The 24624-nt window shown below is 69.7% G+C and carries 24 protein-coding genes; 13 read left to right on the top strand and 11 right to left on the bottom strand.

The features are described from left to right. Nucleotides 1–322 precede the first annotated feature (322 nt). Nucleotides 323–547: a hypothetical protein gene (locus AB0J87_RS17795; protein WP_363966366.1), complete on the bottom strand. Its 225-nt coding sequence runs from the start codon at nucleotides 545–547 to the stop codon at nucleotides 323–325. Between the two features lie 10 nt (nucleotides 548–557). On the opposite strand from AB0J87_RS17795, the gene AB0J87_RS17790 reads away from it, so the two are divergent. After that, the gene (locus tag AB0J87_RS17790; protein ID WP_363966364.1) at nucleotides 558–1571 is read left to right on the top strand and encodes a DUF4192 domain-containing protein; all 1014 of its coding nucleotides are present in this window, start codon (nucleotides 558–560) and stop codon (nucleotides 1569–1571) included. Nucleotides 1572–2362: 791 nt separating this feature from the next. Here the strand turns inward: AB0J87_RS17790 and AB0J87_RS17785 are convergent. Next, nucleotides 2363–2710, bottom strand: coding sequence for a hypothetical protein (locus AB0J87_RS17785; protein WP_350741812.1), 348 nt, complete (start codon nucleotides 2708–2710; stop codon nucleotides 2363–2365). A gap of 180 nt (nucleotides 2711–2890) precedes the next feature. Between AB0J87_RS17785 and AB0J87_RS17780 the strand changes: the two genes are divergently transcribed. Beyond that, the gene (locus tag AB0J87_RS17780) at nucleotides 2891–3439 is read left to right on the top strand and encodes a DUF1707 and DUF4870 domain-containing protein (protein ID WP_363966362.1); all 549 of its coding nucleotides are present in this window, start codon (nucleotides 2891–2893) and stop codon (nucleotides 3437–3439) included. 795 nt (nucleotides 3440–4234) lie between these two features. Here AB0J87_RS17780 and AB0J87_RS17775 read toward each other — a convergent pair. The 3 genes from AB0J87_RS17775 to AB0J87_RS17765 all read right to left on the bottom strand — a co-directional run bounded on the left by AB0J87_RS17775 (nucleotide 4235) and on the right by AB0J87_RS17765 (nucleotide 8124). Further along, entirely contained in the window at nucleotides 4235–4957 is a 723-nt protein-coding gene (locus AB0J87_RS17775; RefSeq protein WP_363966360.1) for a septal ring lytic transglycosylase RlpA family protein, read from the bottom strand. Nucleotides 4958–5396: 439 nt separating this feature from the next. Further along, nucleotides 5397–6920: an ATP-dependent DNA ligase gene (locus AB0J87_RS17770; protein WP_363966358.1), complete on the bottom strand. Its 1524-nt coding sequence runs from the start codon at nucleotides 6918–6920 to the stop codon at nucleotides 5397–5399. Nucleotides 6921–7749: 829 nt separating this feature from the next. Continuing rightward, complete coding sequence (locus tag AB0J87_RS17765; RefSeq protein ID WP_363966356.1) at nucleotides 7750–8124, bottom strand: FKBP-type peptidyl-prolyl cis-trans isomerase; 375 nt, start codon at nucleotides 8122–8124, stop codon at nucleotides 7750–7752. A gap of 72 nt (nucleotides 8125–8196) precedes the next feature. Between AB0J87_RS17765 and AB0J87_RS17760 the strand changes: the two genes are divergently transcribed. Continuing rightward, entirely contained in the window at nucleotides 8197–8952 is a 756-nt protein-coding gene (locus AB0J87_RS17760; protein WP_350739322.1) for an SDR family oxidoreductase, read from the top strand. 71 nt (nucleotides 8953–9023) lie between these two features. Here AB0J87_RS17760 and AB0J87_RS17755 read toward each other — a convergent pair whose 3' ends face one another. Continuing rightward, nucleotides 9024–10463 (bottom strand): GuaB1 family IMP dehydrogenase-related protein, encoded by a 1440-nt coding sequence (locus tag AB0J87_RS17755; RefSeq protein WP_350739319.1) that lies wholly within the window; start codon nucleotides 10461–10463, stop codon nucleotides 9024–9026. 97 nt (nucleotides 10464–10560) lie between these two features. Between AB0J87_RS17755 and AB0J87_RS17750 the strand changes: the two genes are divergently transcribed. Next, nucleotides 10561–11013 (top strand): effector binding domain-containing protein, encoded by a 453-nt coding sequence (locus AB0J87_RS17750; RefSeq protein ID WP_363966353.1) that lies wholly within the window; start codon nucleotides 10561–10563, stop codon nucleotides 11011–11013. Here the strand turns inward: AB0J87_RS17750 and AB0J87_RS17745 are convergent. Next, nucleotides 11010–11528, bottom strand: a complete 519-nt coding sequence (locus tag AB0J87_RS17745; RefSeq protein WP_363966351.1) for a TetR/AcrR family transcriptional regulator — start codon at nucleotides 11526–11528, stop codon at nucleotides 11010–11012. The two genes, AB0J87_RS17750 and AB0J87_RS17745, sit on opposite strands and share 4 nt — an antisense overlap. A gap of 78 nt (nucleotides 11529–11606) precedes the next feature. Between AB0J87_RS17745 and AB0J87_RS17740 the strand changes: the two genes are divergently transcribed. Continuing rightward, nucleotides 11607–12836 carry an FAD-dependent monooxygenase gene (locus AB0J87_RS17740; protein ID WP_363966349.1) on the top strand — a complete coding sequence of 410 codons (1230 nt, stop codon included), beginning with the start codon at nucleotides 11607–11609 and terminating at the stop codon, nucleotides 12834–12836. Here AB0J87_RS17740 and AB0J87_RS17735 read toward each other — a convergent pair. Then, nucleotides 12791–13912 (bottom strand): CaiB/BaiF CoA-transferase family protein, encoded by a 1122-nt coding sequence (locus tag AB0J87_RS17735; protein ID WP_363966347.1) that lies wholly within the window; start codon nucleotides 13910–13912, stop codon nucleotides 12791–12793. The two genes, AB0J87_RS17740 and AB0J87_RS17735, sit on opposite strands and share 46 nt — an antisense overlap. Before the next feature lie 119 nt (nucleotides 13913–14031). Between AB0J87_RS17735 and AB0J87_RS17730 the strand changes: the two genes are divergently transcribed. The 8 genes from AB0J87_RS17730 (at nucleotide 14032) to AB0J87_RS17695 (ending at nucleotide 22338) form a co-directional block, all read left to right on the top strand. Further along, the gene (locus AB0J87_RS17730) at nucleotides 14032–15570 is read left to right on the top strand and encodes a serine/threonine-protein kinase (protein WP_363966345.1); all 1539 of its coding nucleotides are present in this window, start codon (nucleotides 14032–14034) and stop codon (nucleotides 15568–15570) included. Further along, nucleotides 15567–16550 (top strand): NAD(P)-dependent oxidoreductase, encoded by a 984-nt coding sequence (locus AB0J87_RS17725; protein WP_363966343.1) that lies wholly within the window; start codon nucleotides 15567–15569, stop codon nucleotides 16548–16550. The genes AB0J87_RS17730 and AB0J87_RS17725 overlap by 4 nt, the downstream gene beginning before the upstream one ends. Nucleotides 16551–16681: 131 nt before the next feature. Then, on the top strand, nucleotides 16682–18031 hold the full coding sequence (locus tag AB0J87_RS17720; protein WP_363966626.1) for an FAD-binding oxidoreductase: 1350 nt from the start codon (nucleotides 16682–16684) through the stop codon (nucleotides 18029–18031). 3 nt (nucleotides 18032–18034) lie between these two features. Beyond that, nucleotides 18035–19294 carry a cyclopropane-fatty-acyl-phospholipid synthase family protein gene (locus tag AB0J87_RS17715; RefSeq protein WP_350739302.1) on the top strand — a complete coding sequence of 420 codons (1260 nt, stop codon included), beginning with the start codon at nucleotides 18035–18037 and terminating at the stop codon, nucleotides 19292–19294. Between the two features lie 276 nt (nucleotides 19295–19570). Then, nucleotides 19571–20047 carry an SRPBCC family protein gene (locus tag AB0J87_RS17710; RefSeq protein ID WP_363966340.1) on the top strand — a complete coding sequence of 159 codons (477 nt, stop codon included), beginning with the start codon at nucleotides 19571–19573 and terminating at the stop codon, nucleotides 20045–20047. 125 nt (nucleotides 20048–20172) lie between these two features. After that, nucleotides 20173–20679 (top strand): SigE family RNA polymerase sigma factor, encoded by a 507-nt coding sequence (locus tag AB0J87_RS17705; RefSeq protein ID WP_350739297.1) that lies wholly within the window; start codon nucleotides 20173–20175, stop codon nucleotides 20677–20679. Then, a complete protein-coding gene (locus tag AB0J87_RS17700; protein ID WP_363966338.1) occupies nucleotides 20672–21964 on the top strand; it encodes a hypothetical protein in 1293 nt (430 codons plus the stop codon). The genes AB0J87_RS17705 and AB0J87_RS17700 overlap by 8 nt, the downstream gene beginning before the upstream one ends. Further along, nucleotides 21961–22338 carry a hypothetical protein gene (locus AB0J87_RS17695; RefSeq protein WP_363966336.1) on the top strand — a complete coding sequence of 126 codons (378 nt, stop codon included), beginning with the start codon at nucleotides 21961–21963 and terminating at the stop codon, nucleotides 22336–22338. Before AB0J87_RS17700 ends, AB0J87_RS17695 begins: the two co-directional genes overlap by 4 nt. Here AB0J87_RS17695 and AB0J87_RS17690 read toward each other — a convergent pair whose 3' ends face one another. The 3 genes from AB0J87_RS17690 to AB0J87_RS17680 form a co-directional block, all read right to left on the bottom strand. Then, on the bottom strand, nucleotides 22339–22884 hold the full coding sequence (locus AB0J87_RS17690) for a YceI family protein (RefSeq protein ID WP_363966334.1): 546 nt from the start codon (nucleotides 22882–22884) through the stop codon (nucleotides 22339–22341). A 295-nt stretch (nucleotides 22885–23179) separates the two neighbouring features. Then, nucleotides 23180–23440 (bottom strand): hypothetical protein, encoded by a 261-nt coding sequence (locus AB0J87_RS17685; RefSeq protein ID WP_363966332.1) that lies wholly within the window; start codon nucleotides 23438–23440, stop codon nucleotides 23180–23182. A 290-nt stretch (nucleotides 23441–23730) separates the two neighbouring features. Then, on the bottom strand, nucleotides 23731–24624 hold the full coding sequence (locus AB0J87_RS17680) for an aminoglycoside phosphotransferase family protein (protein WP_363966330.1): 894 nt from the start codon (nucleotides 24622–24624) through the stop codon (nucleotides 23731–23733).

The following is a 24624-nucleotide window of genomic DNA, read 5'->3' as shown; positions in this document are numbered from 1 at the left end:
ACACTCCGGGTCCGGTCACTCACTCCGGGTCCGGTCACTCACTCCGGGTCCGGTCACTCACTCCGGGTCCGGTCACTCACTCCGGGTCCGGTCACTTCGCCTGGGGGCCTCGCGGGCCGTCACCCGTCATCACCCATCGGGCGCCAGCCGTCGCCGCCGCCCGCCACCAGCACCAGCCCTGGCTTGGGCAGCAAGAACCACCATCACCCAAAGAGCCCCAGCCGAAAACCGGCGGGCAGTTATCCACAACGCCACTCCTGGACGTCCCCACCATCCCCAGAATCGCATTCGGGCCCGATCCCACAGCCCTCGCCCAGGCACCCTAAGGGCCCATGACGACCAACCACTCCACCCCCGCGACCACCCCAACCCCCAACCCCACTCCCACTTCCACCTCCGAGGACTCCGACCCCACCACCGTCGCTCCCTCGCCGTCACCCTCAACCTCCCCTACGTCACCATCCCCGCCCTCCCTTCCCTCCTCCTCCCCCTCATCCAGCTTCACGTCGCTGGAGCCCTGCCTCACCCTCACCAGCCCCACCGACATCCTGGCCGCCGTGCCATACCTCGTCGGTTTCCACCCGAAGACCAGCCTCATCGTGATCGGCCTCGACCGTCGCCAGGCCAAGCTGGTGGCCAGATGGAGCCTCCCGTTTCCGCCCGGCACTCTCGCCTCCTTGGAGCCGGTCTTCGACCGGGAGGGCGTGACAGAGATCGTCGTCGTCGGCTACGGCCCGGGGGAGCTGGTGACCCCGGCAGCCGACGAGGCCAGACTCCTTGCCGCCAAGACCGAACTCCATGTAGGCGAAGCACTACGAGCACACGAGGGCCGTTACTGGTCTTACATCTGCGATCTCGCGACGTGCTGCCCGGCCGAAGGCACTCCGTACGACCTGACCACCAGCCAGATCTCCGCCGAGGCGACCATCCGAGGCCTGGTAGCCCTCCCCGATCGCGAATCCCTGGAACGTACCATCGCCCCCATCGCAGGCCCCGTACGCATGGCCATGCGCCGAGCCACAGCCGACGCGATCGCAGAATTCCGAGTCGACCTGACAGCCACCACAAACCTCGACACCTTCGCGACACAGTTCATCGCCGAAAGCCTGAACAGAGTCCGATCAGCCCTCCAGACCCACGAGGAAGGCGGCCGCCTGGACGACGCGGAGGCGGCGAAACTGGGCCTGGCCCTATCGATAACCCGAGCCCGCGACGAGGCCTGGACCCTCATGCAAGATTCCCACGTGCTCCTCTGGAAGGACCTGACCCGCAGGCTGGAGCCCCGCTTCATCCCACCGGCCGCATCCCTCCTGGCGATGGCTTCCTGGCGCGCGGGAAACAACGTCCAGGCCACCATCGCCCTGGAACGCGCCCTGACCATCGACCCCAGCTACTCGATGGCCAACCTCCTCATGCACGCCCTTCAAAACCTCCTGTCTCCCACGATCCTCCGAGACCGCCTCCCCACCCCAGCCGAACTCGACGCCGCCATGGGCCCACCCCACGCCTCCTGGCTCCTCCCCCTGGTGAACCTCCTGGACGAAGACGACCCGCACTCCCCACCCGAATAACGCCCACCCACCACCCACAGGCACCCTGCCCAGAGCACCAATCGAGACCACCGAGCAACAACGCAATGGGGGGACGACCCGATCCACAGGGAGGCACCCATCGTCGCCATCCACCAGCCACAAGAAAGCGGATCGTCGCCCACTGCCCGCCGCGTGGAAGCGGATCGTCGCCCACTGCCCGCCGCGCGGAAGCGGATCGTCACCAACCGCCAGTCGCCAGTTGTAAACCACCGACTGCCGGTTGCAGGTCGCGGGCCACCGACCGCTGGCTGTCAATCGCGGACTGCCGATTGCGGGCGGTTGGTCGCGGTCGTGAGCGATTGGCCGCGGGCGGCTGGCGTGAGCTGGGGCGGTCGGTCGCGGGTTGCCGATTGCGGGGTTGCTGATTGAGGGCTGCCGACTGCCGGTTATCGGCCGTGAACGGTTGGCTGCCGGTCGCTGGCCGCGAGGTGGCGGTTGCTGGTCGGGTCGCAGTTCGGAGGGTTGTCGGTCGCCGTTTGCCAATCGTGAGCGGTTGGCCGCCAGCCGCGGGCTGCTGTTCGCGCTTGACGGTCGCAGTCGCAAGCGGGGTTGGTCGCCGATCGCCGATTGTTGGTCGCCGGTCGCGCTGGCCGTGGGACGGCGGCTGTTGGTTGTGAACCGCAAGCCTGGCCGCAGGTCGGGTGGCTGCCGGTCGCTGGCCGCCGGTTGTGAGTTGGCGGCCGCCAGTGTGAGCCGCCACTGCGCCAATCGCCAATCGCCAGTCAGTGGTCCGCCAACGGGTGACCCGCTGGCGGACGGTTGTCGGGGGGTCAGCTGCCGGTGCCTTCTTCGCGGCGGCGGCGTTCGTTGTAAGCGCGCATGCGCGGCGGATAGCCGGTGAGTTGTACGTCATAAACCGGGAGGGCAAGATCGCGGGCAACCTTGTGGATCACGGCAGGGGAACCAACCCTGCGCCTGGTCCATTCGCCGTCGTCGGCGACCGCCACGGCGGTCGTGTCGGTGGCGAAAGTCTCTGGCTCGACGTAAAACTCGACGCCGCGGCGCGAGCGGGCAAAAGCGATAAGCGCTTCGATGTCGGCGTCAGTCGCCTCGCGGTCGAACTTCGCGACCTTGGGGCCGCGCAGTCGACGAATGCCGTAGCGGTCTCGCCATCTCATGCATCCTTTTTATACCGTCTGGAGCCTCCGTGCGTCGGGGATGATCTAGGGGTCACATCCGGGATTCTCCCGATAGCACCGAGGGTCCGAGGGACGCAGTATGAGAGGTGACTGCCCGATTCTCAAAGGAGAGGCATGGCGATTATGGCTGGGGTACCGCAAACCCCTGGGCCGGGACAGGTGCAGCCAGCTCATCTGCGCGTCACCCACCAGGACAGAGAGCACGTGGTCGAGCACGTCAAGGCCGCCTACGCGGAGGGCCGCTTCGACAAGCTCGAGTTCGACGACCGGCTGGAGCGCGCGATGACGGCGCGCACGCACGGTGACCTGATGCCCATCATGACCGAGCTGTACGGCGCTCAAGCCGTACCCCGGCTCGCCCCGCTCCCGCCCCCGGTCCGCCCTGAGCGGGCGCCGGAGAGCAACGAACGTCTCGCCGCCGCCGTCGGCCACCTGCTGATGGTTGTCGGCATCCCGATCGCCGGCCCGCTGATCCTGCTGCTCACTGGCGCGAAGACCTCGCCCTACATCCGCAGGCAGGCGCTCGAGGCACTCAACTTCCAGCTCACGGTGGTGGGAGCCACGGTTCTCCTGCCGTTCACGGTCATCGGCGTCGTGCTGCTCCCGTTCATCTGGGTCGCCGCCGTCGTCCTCTCCATCGTCGGTGGCATTACGTCCCTGACGGAGGGCAACTTCCGCTACCCGATGACGCTGCGCCTGGTGAAGTGACTCCACTCGCCAGCACCCGCCGAGATCTATACGAGCCCGGCCTGGTCCAGCCCGGCAAGGGGCCGCATTCAGTTAGGCCCTTTCGGAGTGGCGGCTGGGTCGGGGTTCAGCGCGAGAAGTGCGCTGGTTCGGTGTGACGAACGCACGCCGGCCAGCTTTGGGGTGGGTGTCGGGGTTGGGGGGTTGATGCGGGCGCGTGCTGGTTCAGTAGAACGGTCGTGTCGGCTGGCTTTGGGGTGGGCGTCAGGGCGGGAGTTGATGTGGGCGGGCACTGGTTCGGTCGAACGGTCGCGCCGGCTGGTTAAGGGTGGGGGTCTGGGCTGGGGGGCTTGGTGCGGGGTGGGTGGTGGTTCGGTGTGACGACCGCGCCCCGTCTGGTGCCGCCGGGTGAGTGCATTGGGTGCAGTGGAAGGGCTGCGGGGCTCCGGCCAGGCGTAGAGGTGCGGTGGACTGACGTCACCATTGAGCCGGGCGCCCCGTGCTGGCGTCACACTGAATGGCCGCGTGGTTCAGATGCGGTGAGGGGGCTGCGGTAGCGGGGCAGGAGCTTTGTGCGTGCTGGCGGTAGTGGGGCAGGACCTCGGGACGGGGCGGCGTTAGCGGGCAGGGCCTTGGAGCGGGTGGCGTAGGCGGGGCAAGCCCTTGGGGTGGGGTGGCGTACGCCGGTCGGGACACCGGGGGCGTACGCGGGTCGGGGCCTCGGGCGGCGTAAGTGGGGCAAGGCCTTGGGGTGGGTGGCGTACGCGGGTCGGGACCTCGGAGGCGTACGCGGGGCAGGGCCTTGGGGAGACGGGGTTAGCGGGACAGGACCTCGTACTTGACGCGCATGACGCCGGCGCTGGTGTTGCCGATGGCGGAGAAGGCGGCTTCGGAGAGGTCGAGGCAGCGGCCGCCCACGTACGGGCCGCGGTCGTTGATGCGGACCGTGACCGATTCGCCCGTGCTGGGGTTGGTGACGCGGACCTTGCTGCCCAGGGGGAGGGTCTTGTGGGCGGCGGTCATGGCCGAGGGGTCGAAGCGCTCGCCGCTGGCTGTCATCTGGGGGTCGCCGTAGTAGGAGGCGCCGCAGGTTCCGGATGAGAGTACGCGGGTCTTCGGCTTGTGGGGCGGGGACTTGGCGGCCTTCGTGGGCGTGGGCGACGTGGTCCCGGGGGTTGAGCGCTTGGTCGCCGTGGGTTTGGCGGCCGGGCTGGAGGAGGCCGTTGCCGGGGAGGCGGTGGTGTTCGGCTGGGCGGTCGCCGGGGACTTGGTGGGCCTCGGGCGGGCCGCCGCGGGCTTGGGGAGCGGCGAGGGCGACTGGGGGGTCGCCTGGCGAGCGGCTTCGTTAAGCGGCTTGGCCTGGAGTGGGGTGGGGGCTGCCGAGGGGTGGTTGGGAGAGCCGGTGGTGTCCATGGCGGCCCAGGCAGCGGTGGAGGCGGCGGCCACGACGGCGGCGCCGGCCGCGAGGGTGATCCAGCGGCGCTTGCCTGCGATGAGCTTGCGGTACTGAGGGGTCGGCTTGAGGGAATGCTGGCCCAAGGTAAACCACAGTCCTAGCTAGGGGATAGGGCAGGGAAAGGCCGGGCCGGAGGGGGTGGAGGGCGTACGGCGGCCGATCCGTAGGCGGGGAGGGGGATCCCGCGCAGTGAGGACGAACATATGCGACAAAGCCCGAGTAAAGGCAACTTAATGCGACAGTCAGTGACATATCTCACTTAAGTCACAAGATTGCTAAGAACGCCCAGCATGCGCCGTGGATCTTTGGGACTCCGGAAAACGCGAGAAAGCAGGATTGATCGGCAATTGGTGCAGCTCAGGTGGGTGATAGGCGGAGCTGGGTGTGGTGAGAGGCCGAGCTGGGTGTGGTGAGAGGCCGAGCTGGGTGGGTTGATATGCCGAGCGCCTGGTGATCAAGCCGTTAATCGTGGGTGTTTTTGTTCTTGACGGTTTGCTGCTTGCTGATTTCAGGCAGGGCCGGCTACAGCATCAGAGAGCGCACGGTGTCGACCGTGTCGGCGTCCTCGACGCGCTTGTCCGGGCGGTAGCGCAGGACCCGGGCGAAACGGAGGGCCATGCCGCCGGGATAGCGGGGGGAGCGCTGGACCCCGTCGAAGGCGATCTCCACCACCAGCTCCGGCCGCAGCGTGACCGTCCAGTTGTCGGTGGGCCCCTCGGCCAGCTCGAGGAAGCGCTCGGTCTGCCAGGCCAGCAGTTCGTCCGTCAGGCCCTTGAACGTCTTGCCGAGCATCACGAACCCGCCCGAAGGGTCACGCGCTCCGAGGTGGAGGTTGGAGAGCTTGCCCTCACGCCGCCCATGACCCCATTCGGCGGCCAGGACCACCAGGTCGAGCGTGTGACGCGGCTTGACCTTGATCCATCCGGCGCCCCGGCGGCCGGCTGCGTAAGGGGAGGCCAGGGACTTGACCACCAGGCCCTCGTGGCCCGCCTTGACCACATCGGTGAAGAACTTCTCCGCCTCGGCAACGTCCCCCGTCACCAGCCGCGGCGTCAGCAGGCCCTGAGGGACCGCGCGGGCGAGCGCCTCCTGGCGCTGTGAATAGGGCAGGTCGAGCAGGTCGGCGCCGTCCACCCGCAGGGCGTCGAAGAAGAACACGCTCAGCGGCGTCTGCTCGCGCAGCTGGGCGACGTTGGTCTTGCTGGTCGCGCGGCTCGCCGTCACCTGGAACGGGTGCGGCCGCCCGTCAGGACGCAGCGCGAGCACCTCGCCGTCCAGCACGAGATCGTCGTACGGCATGTCGAGCACGGCCTCGACCAGCTCGGGAACCTGCGGCGTGATGTCGTCGAGCGTACGCGTGAAAACCTTGACCTCAGAGCCCGAACGGTGGGCCTGCACCCGCATGCCGTCGAGCTTCCACTCCAGCGCCGCGGGGGCGCCGGCCTTCTCCAGCGCGGCGGCGACGTTGGGCGCGCTGCCCGCCAGCATGGGCGAGACCGCCTGCCCCACCTGCAGCCGGAACGCACGCAGCGCCTCTACCCCGCCGCTCAGCGCGGCCGCGCCGACGGCGGGAAGCCAGCCGCGCAGCGTGAGCGCGCGGCGCACGTCCGCCGACGGCGCGCCGGACGCCTTGGCCACCGCCTCGATCATGACGCCGTCGAGCGCGCCCTGCCGCAGCTCACCGAACAGCAGCCGGCGCATGAACTGCTGCTCCTGGCTCGTCAGCCCCGCGAACAGCTCGGCCACCAGCGCCTTGCGCGCGGCCTGCGAGCCGGGCCCGGAAACCGCCTTGATCCTGCTCAGCAGCTCGTCGACCGCGGTCAGGGTGGCGGTGGCGGCCAGCTTGGGCTGGGGGATGTCCTCCAACGTGCGCCAGCCCACGCCCACCTGCCGCTGAGGCAGCTCGCCCGAGAGGTACGAGATCGCGATCTCCGCCTCCTCCGGGCCGACCCGGCCCAGCAGCTCCGCCAGATGGCCCACCTTGCCGAGCCGAGCGGACGTGCGCGCCACCGCCTCGGAAACCCGGACCACGTCGATCAGAAGCACACGCCTATGTTGCCTTATGGTGCCGACATTTCCCCACCCGATATCGGCCAAGTGTCTGCCTTGTTCCCGGCACGGCCCCTCGTGCGGTTGCTCCCTTTTGGGATCACCGCGTGGGTTTCGTATATGGATGCCGCGTATAGGGCCCTTATTTGGGGCTTCTCGGGCGGGGGCACTCGGGTGCGCGGGTGGGGCCTCTCGTTGCGGGAGGGCGAGGGTGATGCGGTGCCACGGCGGTACATGCGCCAGGGCGGCTGTCGCGTTGAATTGGCGATCGCCGTAGCGGGGTGGGCTGGCGTATCGGGGCAAGGCGGGGCAAGGCGCGTCGGGGACGTCGGTCGGGAAGGAGGGGGCGGGAGGGAGCGGGGTCGTCGATCCGGAACGGCGGCGCAGGACGTGCGGGGGGACGTCGGTTCGGAACGGCGGCGCAGGACGTGTGGGGACGTCGGTTCGGAAGGGCGGCGCAGGGTGCGTGGGGGCGTCGGTTTGGACAGGCGGCGCAGCACGTGTGGGGGCGTCGGTTCGGAGGCGCGAGCGCATGGGGCGCGGGTCCGGAAGCGGCGGGGTGGGTGGTGTGGGGACGTCGGATCCGGGCGGGCGGCCAGTGTGAGGAGGAGCGTCGGGTCCGGAGGGGGTGGGGTGGGTGGGTGTGGAGGCGTCGGGCCCGAGAGGGTGGGGCGGGTGGTGTGGGAGCGTCGGATTCGGGCGGGCAGCGTGGGGAGGAGCGTCGGGTCTGGAAGGGATGGGGTGTCGGGCTGGAAACGGGTGGGGTGTCGGGCTGGGGAGGGGTGGGGCGGGCCGTTTGGGGTTGGGTGGTCCGCCCCGGGAGGTGCTAGCTGACGCCGAGCAGGTCGACGACGAAGATGAGCGTCTCGTTCGGCTTGATGCGCGCGCCGGCCCCCCGGCTGCCGTAACCGAGATGCGGCGGGATGACGAGCTTGCGCCGCCCGCCGACCTTCATGCCCGCGACCCCCTGGTCCCAGCCCGCGATGACGCGGCCCGCGCCGAGCGGGAACTCGAACGCGTCGCCGCGGTTCCACGACGCGTCGAACTCCTCACCGGTCGAGAAGGCCACGCCCACGTAGTGGACGCGTACGGTGTGGCCGGGCTTGGCCTCCGGGCCGTCGCCCACGGTCAGGTCGACGATCTCCAGGTCGGCGGGCGGGTTGCCCTCGGGAAAGTCGATCTCGGGCTTTTCGAGTGCCACGAAGTGCTCCTGTTGATGATTGCTGACAATGAGACCCGACGACTCTATGCGGTCGGGATATCGTCATCGTTCATGACCGCCCTTTCTCCGGATGGGATCCTGCTCACCGGGCGCGTCGCCGTGGTCACCGGGGCGGCCAGGGGCATCGGGCTGGCGATCGCGGAGACGTTCGCCGCATTCGGCGCTCATGTCGCGGTGTGCGACCGCGACAAGCCGCGGGCCGAGCTGGCGATGAAGCTCGACGTACGCGACCACGTGGCGGTGGAGATCTTCGCCCAGGCAATCCGTGAGCGGTGGGGCCGGGTGGACATCCTGGTCAACAACGCGGGCGGCACCTTCCACGCGGCGTTCGCCGACACCTCGCCCCGTGGCGAGCAGATCCTCGTCGAGGAGAACTTCACGCAGGTCACCGGCATGATCAGGCGGCTGCTGCCGATGATGTCGCCGGGCGCGTCGATCATCAACGTGACCTCGAGCGAGGCCCACCAGGCGGCCCCGGGGTTCGCGGTGTACGCGGCGATGAAGGCCGGTCTGGAGAGCCTGACGAAGACGCTCGCCCTGGAGCTGGCTCCCAGGGGCATCCGGGTGAACGCGATCGCGCCCGACGCGCTGCGGACCGAGGGCGAGTCGGGCGTGCGCGAGCGCATGCTGGCCCGACCCCTGCCCTACGAGCCGGTACGCGTCCCGCCGCTCGGCCGGCTGGGCGGCCCGGAGGAGGCCGCCGGCGCGGCCGTGTTCCTGGCCAGCGACCTGGCCAGGTTCGTCACGGGGGCGACGTTGCACGTCGACGGCGGCATCCACGCCGCCGGCGGCTGGCGCCGAAGCTGAACCGGCCGAAGCTGAACCAGCGGAAGCCGAAACAGCGGAAGCCGAATCGGCCGAAGTCAAGAACGCACAAGTCACCAGCTCTGGTGCAGCGGCATCCCCTCGGCGTACCCGGACGAGCTCTGGATCCCGACCACGGCCTGCGCGTGGAACTCCTCCAGGTTCGACGCCCCCGCGTACGTGCACGCCGACCGCAGCCCCGCCACGATGCCGTCGATCTGGTCCTCCACGCTCGGCCGCTTCGGGTCCAGATACATGCGGGAGGTCGAGATGCCCTCCTCGAACAGCGCCTTCCTGGCCCGCTCGAACGCCGAGTCGTCGGCCGTCCGCAGGCGCACGGCCCGCGCGGAGGCCATGCCGAAGTTCTCCTTGTACTTGCGCCCGTTCGCATCGGTGTGGGTGTCGCCGGGCGACTCGTACGTCCCCGCGAACCATGAGCCGATCATCACGTTCGACGCCCCCGCGGCCAGCGCCAGCGCCACGTCGCGTGGATGGCGTACCCCGCCGTCCGCCCACACGTGCCGGCCCAGCCGCCGGGCCTCCGCCGAGCACTCCAGCACGGCGGAGAACTGCGGCCGGCCCACCCCGGTCATCATCCGCGTGGTGCACATGGCGCCGGGCCCGACCCCGACCTTGAGGATGTCGGCCCCGGCATTCACCAGGTCGCGCACGCCCTCGGCCGTCACCACGTTGCCCGCCACGACGGGCACGCCGGGGTCGAGGGCCTTGACGGCGCGCAGGGCCGAGATCATCTTCTCCTGGTGGCCGTGCGCGGTGTCCACGACCAGGCAGTCGATCCCGGCGTCGAGCAGCTCCTTGGCCTTGGCGGCCACGTCGCCGTTCACGCCGACCGCGGCCGCGATGCGCAGCCGTTCCTGCGCGTCGATCGCGGGCTGGTAGAGGGTGGCGCGCAGCGCGCCGAGGCGGGTGAGGATGCCGACCAGCCGCCCGCCGGGATCGACGACGGGGGCCAGCCGGTGGCGGCCGCCGTGCAGCCGTTCGAAGGCCGTGCGCGGGTCCAGCCCGGCGGGCAGCGTCAGCAGCTCGCTCGACATGACCTGCGAGAGCTGGGTGTACATGTCGACGCCCTGGCAGTCGGCGTCGGTCACGACCCCGACCGGCCGGTTGTCCCAGTCGACCACGATGATCGCGTCGTGCGCCCGCTTGGGCAGCAGCTGCAGCGCCTCGCCGACGGTGTCGTGGGGGGTGAGCGTGAGCGGCGTGTCGTGGACGAGGTCGCGTTTCTTGACCCAGTCGACGACGTCGGTCACGACGTCCTGCGGAATGTCCTGCGGGATCACGGCGATGCCGCCCCGCCGTGCCACGGTCTCGGCCATGCGCCGGCCGGCGACCGCGGTCATGTTCGCCACGACGACGGGAATGGTGGTGCCCGTGCCGTCGTTCGTCGACAGATCGACTGCGAGCCGCGAACCGACCGCGGATCGCGACGGCACCATGAACACGTCGCTATAGGTCAGGTCGTAATGAGGCTCGAGGTCGTTGAGAAACTTCACGTTCATTCATCTTATGCGGTGACCGCCCATTGAGGGGTTTCCCCCGTTGGATGGGGCTTATGATCGGCCGGGACACTTTTGGGGGAGGGAGGGCTCTGTGGACGTCACCGAACGGGGCGAATTGATCGTGGTCGGCTTCGCCGTACGCACCACGAATGCAGACGAGATGGATCCGTCGCGGGCGAAGCTGCCCGTACTTTGGCAGCGGGCCGGCGCTCCGGGGGCCTTCGCGCACGTGCCGGGGCGCGTGGACGAGAACCTGTACGCGGTGCTGACCGACTACGAGAGCGACCATCACGGCGCCTACACGCAGATCGTCGGCACCGGCGTGCGCACCGTGCCGCGGCTGCCGGAGGGCATGGTGGCCGTGCGCGTGCCGGCGGTCCCGTCGCTGCGGGTGGAGGTCCGCGGCCCGATGCCGCAGGCCCTCGCCGACATGTGGCAGCAGGTGTGGAAGCACACCGAGTCAGGGGGTACGCCGTCCCGCGCGTTCACCACTGACCTCGAGGTCCACCACCCGGACGGCGTGGACCTCTACCTGGCCATCTAGAGACCGAGCGCGGCGGCCGCCGCCTCGACGGCCGCCGGCTTGACCTCTTCGACCGGCAGGTTCGCGTATTCCACCGAGCAGTCGGACATGCCGCCCAGCGCCACCGTCGCCCGGATGTGCTGCGCCTGTGTGAGCTCCGGGCCCAGCAGCAGCGTGATGATCCGCCGCCGCCAGTCGAACATGCGGGTGCCCAGGTCGAGGAAGCCCAGCACGGACAGCTCCCGCACCATCATCATGGTCACCTCGCGGTGCCGCCAGATCAGCTCGAAGTAGTCGTCGAGCAGCTGCCGGGCGTCGCCGGGCTGACGCGTCGCGACGAACCGCTCGATGTCCTCCACCATCGGCTGCACGATGCTGCGGACGAGGTCGTCGCGCGAGGCGAAGTGGTAGTAGAGCGCGGGCTTGGTGATGCCCAGGCGGTCTGAGATCTGGCGCAGGCTCGTGTTCTGAACGCCCTGGGAGACGAACAGCTCGCGGGCCACCTCCTGGATGCGCGTCCTCGTGTCACTGGGCATGGCTGAAGAATACCCCTTACCTATCGTTAAGTAAGCTGCTAGCCTGGCACTTACCTATCGTTAAGTAAGGAGGCGGTCATGCGGATCCTCATCTCGGGAGCGAGCGTCGCGGGCCCGGCTCTCGCGTACTGGCTCACCAGGTACGGCTTCACCGTCACCGTCGTGGAACGGGCCCCGGCGCTCAGGAAGACCGGGGGCCACGCCGTCGACCTGTTCAGGCCGGCGATGGACATCGTCGAGAAGATGGGCCTGCTGGAGCAGGTCATGGCGAAGAAGACCGGCATCGAGCGGCTCACGATGCACCGGGAGGGCGAGTCGCGGCCCATCGAGCTGGAGCTGCGCCGCGTGATGAGCGCCGTCTCCGACCGGCACGTCGAGATCATGCGCGACGACCTGAGCGAGATCATCTACGACGCCACCAAGGACGACGTCGGCTACGTCTTCGGCGACTCGATCGCCTCGATCTCCGACGACGGCGAGGTCACCTTCGACAGCGGCAGGACGGACACGTTCGACCTGGTCATCGGCGCCGACGGCCTGCACTCGAACGTCCGCCGCCTGGTCTTCGGCCCCGAGTCGGACTACGCCACGTGGATCGGCGCCTATCTGGCCGTCGTCTCGGTGCCCAACCACCTCGGGCTCGACGGCCGGACGGAGGTCATCGCTGGGGCGGGCCGGATGGCCGGGATCGGCACCGTGGACATGGGCGACGCGCGGGCGTTGTTCCTGTTCAGGACGCCGCGGCAGCTCGACTACCACCACCGCGACGTCCCCCGGCAGAAGGAGCTGCTGCGCGAGCACTTCGAGGGGATGGGCTGGGAGGTGCCGCGGCTGCTGGAGGAGCTGGACCGCACGCCGGCCTTCTACTTCGACTCGATCACGCAGCTCCGCATGGACACCTGGTCACGCGGCCGGGTGACGCTCGTGGGTGACGCCGGGTACTGCCCCGGTCCGGCCGTCGGCGGGAGCACGAGCCTGGCGGTCGTCGGGGCGTACATCCTGGCGGGCGAGCTAGCGACCTACGGCGGCGACCACACGCGGGCCTTCCCCGCCTATGAGGCCGAGATAGGCGATTACGTGCGCCGCAGCCGTACGTTCGCCATCAACGCGGCCAAGAAGATCGTCCCCGGCAGCCAGTTCGACCTCTGGGCGCTGGCCGCGACGGTGCGGCTGATCAACCACCTGCCGGTCGCGCTCACCACGGCGGCCGCCAAGATCAGCAGCAAGCGCGTGCGGCTGCACGACTCGATCGTGCTGAAGGACTACGCGAGCACTCCCTGGTCGCGGAGTTTGTCCGCCTCCTCCTGAGACAGCCCCCACTCGGAAAGGTCGCTGAGGCGGGTCGCGGGGGAGAGGTCCGGCCGGGGCGCGCCGAGCAGGCGGGGCGCGGGCATCGGCTGGGTGACGCCGCCGACCTCGACGAAGGAGCCACGGGCGGTGTTGTGCGGGTGGTGGGGGGCCTCGGCCATGGACAGGACGGGCGAGACGCACGCGTCCGAGCCCTCGAAGAGCGCCTCCCACTCGGCCCGCGTGCGCTTCCTGAACTCCTCGGCCAGGCGGGCCTTCAGCGCGGGCCACTGCGTCCTGTCGTTCCTGTCGGGCAGGTCGGCCAGCCCCATCAGGTTCACCATCGCGTCCCAGAACTGCGGCTCCAGCGAGCCCACGGCCACGAACTCGCCGTCGGCCGTCTCGTACGTGTCGTACTGCGGGGCGCCGGTGTCGAGCAGGTTCGTGCCGCGCGGCCCCCAGTAGCCGCTCTGCGCCGCCTGATAGAACATCGAGAACAGGATCGACGCCCCGTCCACCATGGCCGCGTCGATCACCCGCCCCTTGCCCGTGCGCTCCCGCTCGAACAGGGCCAGTAGCACCCCGTACGCCAGCATCAGCCCGCCGCCGGCGAAGTCGCCGAGGATGTTGATCGGCGGGGTCGGCCGGCCGCCCTCGCGCCCCAGCATCGACAGGACACCGGAGATCGCGACGTAGTCGATGTCGTGGCCGGCCGTGGACGCGAGCGGCCCGTCCTGACCCCAGCCGGTCATCCGGCCGTAGATCAGCCGCTCGTTCACCGCGTGGAGGTCGTCGGGGCCGATGCCGAGCCGCTCGGCCACCCCCGGGCGGAACACCTCGATCACGACGTCGGCGTGCCGCGCCAGCTCCTTGAATGCGGCCACGCCCTCGGGGGACTTCAGGTCCAGCCCGATCGTGCGCTTCCCGCGATCCATGACATCGCCGCGCGGCCGGTCGGAGACCGCCTTGACCCGGTCCACGCGCAGCACCTCGGCGCCGTGGTCGGCCAGCATCATCCCGGCGAACGGCCCAGGTGCGAGCCCTGCGAGCTCGAGTACGCGTACCCCGGCGAGCGGGCCGTTGTGAACTTCAGGCATCTCCCCAGTAGAACAACATTCGGTGATCTATCGCAAGCGGCCTTCGCGACCTTCCGGCGAAGAGGTGGGAGGTATGGGAAACTTGCCCACTGTGTTCGGGTGGTCAACAGGGGTAGGACATGGTTTCGGATAGCAACCGGCTCATCGCGGCCCGCTACCAGTTAGTACGCGAACTGGGCCGCGGGGGCATGGGCGTGGTCTGGGAAGGGCAGGACACCCTGCTCAACCGGCAGGTCGCCATAAAGGAGGTGCTGCTGCCCGACGGGCTGTCGCCGGGCGAGCAGGAGCGCCAGCTTTTGCGGACCGCCCGTGAGGCCCGTACCGCGGCCAAGCTGAGCCATCCGTCCGTCGTCGCGATCTACGACGTCGTCGAGGAGGGCGGCCGTCCGTGGATCGTGATGGAGCTGCTGCGCCACCCCACGGTCGAGGAGGTCGTGCTCACCTCCGGCGCGCTCCCCGTGCGGGAGGCGGCCGAGCTGGGCCGGCAGGTGCTGTCGGCGCTGCGGACCGCCCACGAGGTGGGCATCCTGCACCGCGACGTCAAGCCGAGCAACATCCTGCTGGCCGAGGACGGCCGGGCCGTGCTCATGGACTTCGGCATCGCCACCGCCGAGGGCGACCCGTCGCTCACCAAGACCGGCATGGTCACCGGCTCGCCGAGCTTCCTCGCTCCCGAGCGGGTCCGCGCCGAGCACGCGGGACCGCCCTCCGACCTGTGGTCGCTCGGCGCCACGCTGTACGCGTGCATGGTGGGCCGCTCGCCGTTCGAGCGGGGCGACCCCATGTCGACGCTCAACGCGCTGCTCAGCGAGGAGCCCGACTACCGCAGGATCCCGCCGATCATGCATCCGGTCCTGCGCGGGCTGCTGAAGAAGGAGCCGGAGCAGCGGGTCGACGCCGCGGAGGCCGACCGGCTGCTCCAGGACATCCTCACGGCCAGGCCCGCGAGCGCCGACCGGGACGTGCCGGAGCGGAAACCGGGCGGCGGCCGGGGCCGTGCCCTGCTCGCGGCGGCCGCGGCGGTGGTCCTGGTGATCGCGGGCGGCTCGGTGGCGTACTTCAAGCTCGCGTCCCCGGCGGAGGGCGCCCCGCGGCAGACCGCTCAGCCCGCCGCCGCGACCCAGCCGCTCACTCCGGCGGCCACGGACACGCCGGAGCCGAGCACGACACCCACCCCGACGCCCAGCGTGACCAGGGCCGTCCCGATCACGCGCATGTGGAGGTCGCGTGACGGCTGGTCCATCATGCGGCCCACCGGCTGGCGCGGAGCCCTCAAGGAGGCCTACACGGAGTGGACGCGCCGGGACCGGAACGCGCATCTCGGGGTGGAGGCCGTCTACTCCGTCGTCGACCCGCACCAGATCATGCGCGACGCGCAGGAGACCGTCGCCCAGAACGCCCAGAACGTCGTCAACCGCGGCCGCAGGGTGGTCGTGCACCAGGGCACGAAGGCCGTGGAGTGGGAGTTCTCCTGGACCGCGGGCACCGGGGGTGACGCCCCGTGGGCCACGCCGGGCACCCGCTACCACGAGATACGCCGGGCCGTCGCGATCGGCGACACGGCGTACATCCTGTCCTGGACGGTCGACGAGGCCCAGTGGATGCGTAACAGAGGACTGATGCGGCAGGTGATCAGCAGCTTTACTGTGGGGGCATGAGCCCCTGGAACCTGCTCGCTCTGCCCCCGCTCCCCGAAGAGCTCATCCGCCACCTGCTCGCCCCGCTGGGCGACCAGGTGACCGTACGCGTGCCGGCCGCCCGCGACAGGGACGCGCTCCTGGCCGCGCTGCCGGAGGCGGAGATCGTGCTCGGCGACTGGACGGGCACGCTCGCGATGGACGCCGAGGCGGTCAAGGCCGCGCCCCTGCTGGCGTTCGTGCAGCAGCCGTCCGTGGGCGTGGATGGCCACGACCTCGACGCCCTGGCGGCGGCCGGGGTGCCGCTGGCCAACACGCCGGGCGTCAGCGCGGTGGCGGTCTCGGAGTGGTGCCTGGCGGCCACGTTCTCGCTGTCGCGCAGGCTGGCCGCCGCGGACGCCGCCGTACGCGCGGGTGAATGGCCGCAGCAGGGCCTGCAGCCGTACGAGCTGCGCGGGCGCCGCGTCGGCATCGTCGGGTACGGCCCGATCGGCGCCACCTGCGCGGAGATGTTCCGCGCCCTCGGCTGCCACGTCTCCTACTGGACCCGCACGCCCCGCGCGGACCCCGGCTTCGCTGACCTGCCGGAGCTGATCTCCTCCAGCGACGTGCTCGTCGTGGTGATCGCGCTGTCCGACGAGACCCGCGGCCTCGTCGACCCCGGCCGCATGAAGCAGGGCGCCCTGCTCGTCAACGCCGCGCGGGGTGGCGTCGTGGACCAGCAGGCGCTCGTCACGGCCCTGCGCGAGGGGCGTCTGGGCGGCGCGGCGCTCGACGTGTTCGACGTGGAGCCGCTGCCGCTTGACGACCCGCTGAGGGACCTCCCGAACGTCCTGCTGTCGCCGCATGTCGCCGGCGTCACGCCCGAGGCCACGGGCCGTCTGCTCACGGCGACTCTGGACAACCTCACCGCCGCCGTCGGGGGCCGCGAGGTGCATGACGTGCTTAACGGCGTAAGCTCCGTGATCTTCAGAAAGTTTACGCAATCGCCTACCAAGTAGGCATTTCACCTGTCACTATGAACAGTTTTCGTGTCTTTAACGACCCCGGTCTATTCGAGGTCGCTCACGGGAGATACCGTCTTACGGACGATCTCTACCAGCTCAAGGGGGTGCTTGCCGTGCCGACGAAGATGTCGACACACCAACGGGCAGTAGAGCAGATCCGGCAGTCGTACGCCGAGATCCCGGGCGGTGCCGCCCCGCGCCTGGCCAAGTCCACGTCCAACCTCTTCAGGTTCCGCGACGGCGGCAGGACGGCCAAGCTCTCGGCGAGGGATCTCGACGAGGTCATCAGCGTCGACCCCGAGACCATGACGGCCGAGGTCCAGGGCATGACGACGTACGAGCACCTGGTGGACGCCACCTTGCCGTACGGGCTCATGCCGTACGTGGTGCCGCAGCTCAAGACGATCACGCTGGGCGGCGCCGTGACCGGGCTCGGCATCGAGTCCACGAGCTTCCGGGACGGCCTGCCGCACGAGTCGGTGGAGGAGCTCGAGATCCTCACCGGTGACGGGCGCGTCGTCGTGGCCCGCGACGACAACGAGCACCGGGAGCTCTTCCGCGCGTTCCCCAACTCCTACGGCACGCTGGGCTACGCGCTGCGCATCCGGATCAAGCTCCGCAAGGTCCAGCCGTACGTGCATCTCACGCACGTCAAGTTCACGGACGCGGCCAAGTGCATGCTGGCCCTGCAGGAGATCTGCGACAGCATGGTGCACGACGGGGAGAGCGTCGACTTCGTCGACGGCGTCTACTTCAACCCGGGGGAGATGTACATCACGGTCGGCCGGTTCGCCGAGCGTGCCCCTTATGCCTCGGACTACACGGGCATGCGCATCTACTACCAGTCGATCAGGCAGCGCAACCGCGACTGGCTGACCGTGCGCGACTACCTGTGGCGCTGGGACACCGACTGGTTCTGGTGCTCGCGGGCGTTCGGCGTGCAGCAGCCCGTCGTGCGCTCCCTCATGCCGCGCCGCTGGATGCGTTCCGACGTCTACCGCCGCCTCGTGGCGCTGGACAGGAAGTACGGCGTCACCGCCCGCGTCGACAGGTGGCGCGACCAGCCCGTGCAGGAGTCCGTGATCCAGGACGTCGAGGCTCCGGTCGAGCGGGGGGCGGAGTTCCTGGAGTTCTTCCACGACAAGGTGGGCATGACACCGGTGTGGATGTGCCCGCTGCGCTCGAACTCGCGCTGGCCGCTCTACCCTCTGGAGCCGGGCAGGCTCTACGTCAACTTCGGATTCTGGGGCATGGTGCCGTTGCCGCGGGGGCAGTTCGACGGCTACTACAACCGGCTGATCGAGCGCGAAGTGCACGAGCTCGACGGTCACAAGTCGCTCTACTCGACCTCGTTCTACGCTCGCGAGCAGTTCTGGCAGCTGTACAACGGCGACGCCTACTGGCCTGTCAAGCGGGAATACGATCCGAACGGTCGCCTGCTTGACCTCTACGAAAAATGTGTAGCGGGAAGGTGAGCTGTGGCGCTGGCAACCATCTTTGAGAAAATCGTCGGCTCGGAAGCGAACGTCGCGTTCCAGGCGTACGACGGCAGCAAGGCAGGTCCGGACGGGTCCGACCTGAGCATCGAGGTCAAGTCGCCGATCGCGGTCGCCTATCTGGCGCAGGCGCCCGGCGAGCTGGGCCTGGCAAGGGCGTACATCTCCGGCCACATCGACGTACACGGCGACATGTACGCACTGCTCGACCGCATGTGGAACATCACCACCAACGACCTGACCACCCAAGAGAAGATCGCCGCCGTCCGTGCCCTGGGCGTCAAACCACTCCTCATGCGGGTGCCACCACCACCACAGGAGATGCGGCAGAGCGCCCTGGCCAGGCTGGGCTCCCGTCACGCCAAGCAGCGTGACGCCGAGGCCATCCACCACCACTACGACGTCTCCAACCGCTTCTACGAGTGGGTCCTGGGGCCGTCCATGGCGTACACGTGCGCCGTCTTCCCCTCGGAGGAGTCGACGCTCGAGGAGGCCCAGTACGCCAAGTTCGACCTGGTGGCCCGCAAGCTCGACCTCAAGCCGGGCATGCGCCTGCTGGACGTCGGCTGCGGCTGGGGCGGGATGGTCATGCACGCCGCCAAGCACTACGGCGTCAAGGCCCTCGGCGTGACGCTGAGCCGCCAGCAGGCCGAATGGGCCCAGAAGGCCATCGCGGACGCCGGCCTGCAGGACCTGGCGGAGGTCCGCTTCATGGACTACCGCGACGTCAAGGAGTCGAACTTCGACGCGGTCAGCTCGATCGGCCTCACCGAGCACATCGGTAAGGACAACGTCCCGTCGTACTTCGAGTTCCTGTACGGCAAGCTCAAGCCGGGCGGCCGGATCCTCAACCACTGCATCACGCGGCCGACCGGCAAGGAGAAGACGTTCAACAAGGGCGGCTTCATCAACCGGTACGTCTTCCCCGACGGCGAGCTGGAGTCGGTCGGCTGGCTGGTCAGGCAGATGGAGGACACCGGCTTCGAGATCCGCCACGAGGAGAACCTGCGCGAGCACTACGCCAAGACGCTGCGCCACTGGTGCGACAACCTCGACGCCAACTGGTCGGACGCGGTCGAGGAGGTCGGCATGGGCACGGCCCGGGTGTGGGCCCTGTACATGGCGGGCTGCATCGTGGGCTTCGAGCGCAACAAGGTCCAGCTGCACCAGGTGCTGGGCGTCAAGCTCGACAAGAACGGCCGCTCCAGCATCCCCCTCCGCCCGGCCCTCGACTGGCCCTGAAACACGGCCTTCACCTTGGGAGGCGCGCGCTCAGCCAGCGCCTCCCAAGGGGGGCTGCCGCCCCCTTTCGATCCCCCGCAAACCCCCGCTCGCTACGCTCGCCGGCGCTCGAAGGTTCCTCGCGGCTCAAGTGATCGGCATGGCACGGGGTGCTATTTCTCCTCCAGAGCGGAGGATCCTTCCCCCGGGTAGGAAGAACCTCCACCGTGAGGCGTCCGGAGGGGAAGCTCTCCGGGCACGTCCCTGCGCCTTCCACCTGATGGCTAAGATCCGCGCATGTCCCGTTTCGAGGTGGCCACCCTGGTCCTCGCACCGCCGCCGGTCGTCTTCGATGCGTCCTTGTCGGTCGAGCTGCACGCCTCCTCCATGCGCGGCTCGCGGGAGCAAGCGGTCGCAGGGGTCACTTCCGGACAGCTCTCCCTGGGCGACCAGGTCACGTGGCGAGCGCGGCACTTCGGCTTCACCTGGCACCTGACCTCGACGATCAGCGCCCACATCCGCCCGTCGTACTTCGTCGACGAGCAAGTAAGCGGCCCGTTCCGGTATTGGCGCCACGCGCACACCTTCGAACCGGCACGCGACGGCGACAGCGGCGTCGAGGCGACCCTCATGAAAGACATCGTCGACTTCGCCGCGCCCGCCGGGCCACTGGGCACTCTCGCCGACGCTCTCGTCCTGCGGCGTTACATGACCAAGCTGATCCTGCTGCGGAACGCGCACATCAAGGAGACGACCGAAACCGCCAGGCAGTGACGCCCCCACTGTCGCCGTTCATCGTGGCCAAGGTCCGCAACACCTGGTGAGGCTCCCGGCCCGAGTGCTGTCCGCGGCATTTTTCCGTCGTCACTCAACCATCCGGCCGACTGAAGTGTCCTTGGATGCCGGAGGTAGGAGTGGACGACCCGACGTTTGAGAGATTCGCGGAGCAGCGGCTGCCGGCGCTCTATCGCTACGCCATGGTCCTGACCCAGAACAGGCATGATGCCGAGGACCTGGTGCAGGAAGCGCTGACCCGTACCGGCCTGCGGTGGAGCGCGATCAGGCGCAAGGACGACCCGGAAGGGTACGTCCGCACGGCCATGGTCCGCATCATGGCCAACCGCTGGCGGCGGCCGAAGCGTGAGGTGAGCGTGCCGGATCCGCCCGAGCCCGCGACGGAGGACGCGGGGCTGGAACGCCTGCTGGACGACGGCCTCCGCGCCAGGATCGCCGAGCTGCCTCCGCGCATGCGGGCCGTACTGGTGCTGCGTTACGTCGAGGAACGCGGCGACGAGGAGATCGCCCGGCTGCTCGGCTGCAGCCGCGGGACCGTCAAGAGCCAGGCGTCGCGGGGGCTCGCCCGGCTGCGCGAGGCCGTCAAGACCGAGGAGATCGAGCATGGATGACCTGGAACGCCGTCTCGCCGCGCTGCTCAGCGAGCCTTCCCCGGACGATCCGCCGCCCGGCCTGGCCGATCGGATCCACCGGGCCGTGGCCACGCGCCGCAGGAACAGGCGGGCCTTGGCGCTGGCCGTAGCGGCGGGGGCGACGGCGGTGCTGGTGGGCGTGCCCCTGGCCGTACGCGGTGGGAACGGCGACGCCGCGACCACGGCGAACTTGAGCCCGACCCTCGCCTCGACCGCACCTTCCGAGCCGGCCGTGACGGCGTCCAAGCGGCCCGAGCCGACCGTGACCAAGACCGTGACGGCGCCCAAGCGGCCCGAGCCGACCGTGACCGAGACCGTGACGACAACCCCGGACCAGGCTGACGTCCACCTCCCCGCCGGGGTCCGCCTGGAACAGGCCCTGCGTCAGTTCATGAACGTGACGAGCGTCGTGGACGTCGAGGGCCGCACGGCGCAAGGCCAGCCGTTCGTGCCCGCGGCCCTGGGCAGCGACGGGACGGTCCTGGGCGCGACGCCCGACGGACAGGTGGCGGAGGTGGACGCCGGCGGCGGCACGCCCGAGGAACTCGGCTTGCGGGCTCGGTCGGGGCTGGGGACGGCCGCGGCCTTCCGTACCTGGACGGAGTTGAACGGCTCGGCGGCCGACCAGCGGTGCCGCACGGCGGGCGGGACCACGCGCACGATCAGCCCGCAGGGCACGGACCCCCGGGGGAGGGTCTGGGTGGACGGCGGCGTGGTCGTCGGCAACGACGTCATGCGGCAGCCCTGGATGGCCAAGGGATGTGCGCAGGTGGGTACGGTCGTCAAGTCCGGGGACCCGGCGAGCGGGCCGGCGGTGGCGTTCTCCTACCCCGACCTGTTCACCGCCGAGCGGGCGAACGACAAGGTGCTGCGCATCGTCGACGTCGAGACCGGCAAGGTGACAGCCGAGCATCCGCTGCCCGACGGCGTCCGCGCGCAGGGGATGGGCGATCCGGACCAGAAGTGGTACGCGGCGGCGTCCGGGAAGTGGTTCGCCTGGGTGGCCGGCGACACGCTGCGATGGACGCCGCGCGACACCTGGGGGGCCGTGTCGGTGCTGCCCGGAGTTCCGAGGCCGAAGAAGGGCGTCTCTCCCTGGATGACGGCAGGCAACCGGATCATCACCTACAACACCGGGGCCACCTCGTTCGTGCTCGATCCGGTCACCGGCCGGCGGTACAAGAGCCCGGACGTCGTCCTGGCGGCAGGCGACTGGCTGCTGTGGAGGTCCGGCGACGGCTACCGGCTGGCCAACCTTCGTTGAGGTCTCCGGCAGGCGTCCTGCTGGTGCTCGTCGCGATCCCGACCGTCGCGAACCTGGCCGGCGGCGGCCCGACGTGGATCTGGACGCCGTCACTCCCGATGCCTTTGCTGCGTCTGGTCACGGAGGCGGGGCTGCTGGACATCTGGCTGGTCGCCGATCTGCTCGCCGCCGTGGGTGTGCTCGGCGGGCTCGCGGTGGCGGCCACGGCCCTCGCGGAGCAGGCCGTGGCCGCGACACTGCTGGCCCTGGTCGGCGCCGTCAGCCTCGCCGCCGCGGTGACCGGGGCCCCGCTGCCCCTCTGGTACGCCCTCGCCTACACGGCCGGACTCGTGCTGGTACTGCGGGCGTGGCGCCGGGGCGGCGACATGCGGTGATCAGGCGGCCTTGACGGCGGACAGGTCGAACTCGAGCGTGACCTTCTCAGAGATCATCACACCGCCCGTCTCCAGAACCGCGTTGTACGTGATGCCGAAGTCCTTGCGGTTGATCACCGTGCTGCCCTCGAAGCCGACCCGGGTCAGGCCCTGGGCGTCGATCGCGGTGCCGGTGTAGTCGAGGGGGACGGTGACCTGCCGGGTCACGCCGCGGATGGTCAGCTCGCCGGTGACCTCGAAGCTGTCGCCGCCGAGGTGCTTGACGTCGGTGGCGTCGAAGGTGATGTACGGGTGCGCGGCGGCGTCCAGGAAGTCGCCGGTGCGCAGGTGGTCGTCGCGGTGCTGGTTGCCGGTCTGGATGCCGGCCACGTCGAGGACCACGTGAACGGTGGAGGCGGCCGGGTCGCCCGCGTCCAGGGAGGCGGTGGCCTCCTTGACGGGGACGTCGCCGCGAACCTTGGTGACCATCGCGTGGCGGGCCACGAAGCCGAACCGGCTGTGCGCGGGGTCGAGGGTGTAGGTGCCGGTGAGGTCGCTGGGGTGCATGCCGGTGCTCCGTTCCACAGTTAGTTCAGCACTGGAAGATTTAGTGCGAGACTATCTCCTACTTATTTCAGCGCGCAACTATCCAGTGGGATGTGGGCAGGCGGCTCGGCCTCGCGGGCGGCCGCACGGCATCAAGGCGGCCACGCTGCTGATCCGCGGCGATCAGGGTCTCGTCCGCCCGTCAGAAGGGTCGCATTTCGTCGAGCACCGTTGCCGCAATCGCAAGGATCGCTTCGACCATCGGTATGTCGGCGCGAACATCGTCCGCCGTGAGTCGCGGAGCGCCCGGCCGCGGCTACTCGGCCTCGTTCCGCCGTCGGCACGTCCTTGTTCTCACCTCACTGATGCCGACGACGAGGACGTCCACGTCGTTCGGCACCCTGCCCGGCTCGCCGGAGTAGCGTGCGGCCCAGGAGCCGTGAATGCAGGCCTCCTCGATGCCGGCGATGCCGGACAGTTGCTCGCCGAGCACGGCCACCGGGCCGTAGGTCAAGGTGAGCAACTCGGTCAGCGGGCGGGCCACGACCGCGTTCGTGTCGGCGCTGGCCATCCGCATGTTGCCTGCTTTCCGAGTGCCCACCAGGCCTGCCGCGGCCAGGCGATCGATCTCCCGGGGCGCCGTCCCCTGGTGGGGAGCGATGCGCGTCTACTGTGAGGGCTGCCGGTCCTTGGCGTGTTTTCCGCGACTGGTGTGGATTTCGTCCTCGGTGGAGTCCTCTTGGGGCTCTGGTAGCTCGTCCTTGGGACTATGGGGCTTGGCGTGCCTGCCCACGTGATCTCCTTTGGCGAACGTCATTGCTAAGGGTGACCATATGGCTACAGTATGCATTGAAGCAAGAGTAAGATTCACGAATCCAGGAGGGCGAGCACGCGTTCGGCCTGGCGGTCGAGGGTGCCGGGGGGATTGCGGCGGGTGGCGGGGCCGTCGGGGCCGAGCATGAGGAGCCAGCCGAGCGCGAGCAGCCGCCGGAATTCGTGGACGCGGGCCGCCTCCGCCGGTGCCAGGCCGAGGTGGGCCAGGAGGAGGTCCCTGTCCAGGTCGCCGTCGACGTGGGAGATGTGCTCGGCGACCTCGGCGAGTTCGAAGGCACGGTCGGCGAGGCCGGAGTCCTCCCAGTCGATGATGTGGACGCGGGCGGTGTCAGAGTCCCAGAGGTAGTTGGCGAGGTTGCCGTCGGCCATGCCGAGCACGGGCGGGAACGGGTTGACCGGCAGCCGGTCGAGGGACGGGTCGGACAGCCAGGCCGTCCCGAGGGTGAAGGCCCGACGGGCGCCGGGGGAGTCGCCCAGGTCGGGGTGGGCGGCGGCGAGGGCGCGCACGTGCGCGACGGCCGCGGCCGGATGCCAGGCGGCAGGCTTGAGCACGTGCCCGGTGGCGAGTTCGAGCGGGTGCCCGGGGGAGGGGTCGGGGGAGTGCCGGGAGGTGGAGTCGAGGGGGTCTGCTCCGGAGATGGCGTGGTGGAGGTGGGTGAGGGCGGTGGCGAGGGCGCGGACCTGCTCGGGGCCGGTGGGGAGGCCGCGGAGCGGGGTGCCGGGCAGGCGGCTCATGACCACCGTGGGCGGCGATCCGTCGAGGTCGGCGCGCACGGGAGCGGGCGCGAGACCGGGGGCGTGCTCGGCGAGCACGTTGAGGGCGGCCCATTCGCGGCGGTGTTCGCCACGCTCCCACGAGCGGTATCGCTTGATCACGATGTCGTCGCGGATCTCGATGTCGTGCGTGGTGGATCGCCCGGCCGTCAC

It is taken from the genome of Nonomuraea sp. NPDC049625, from assembly GCF_040675285.1.
GTDB classification, from domain to species: Bacteria; Actinomycetota; Actinomycetes; order Streptosporangiales; family Streptosporangiaceae; genus Nonomuraea; species Nonomuraea angiospora_A.
The sequence above is the reverse complement of the archived record's forward strand: the minus strand, read 5'-3'. Positions and strand labels throughout refer to the sequence as shown.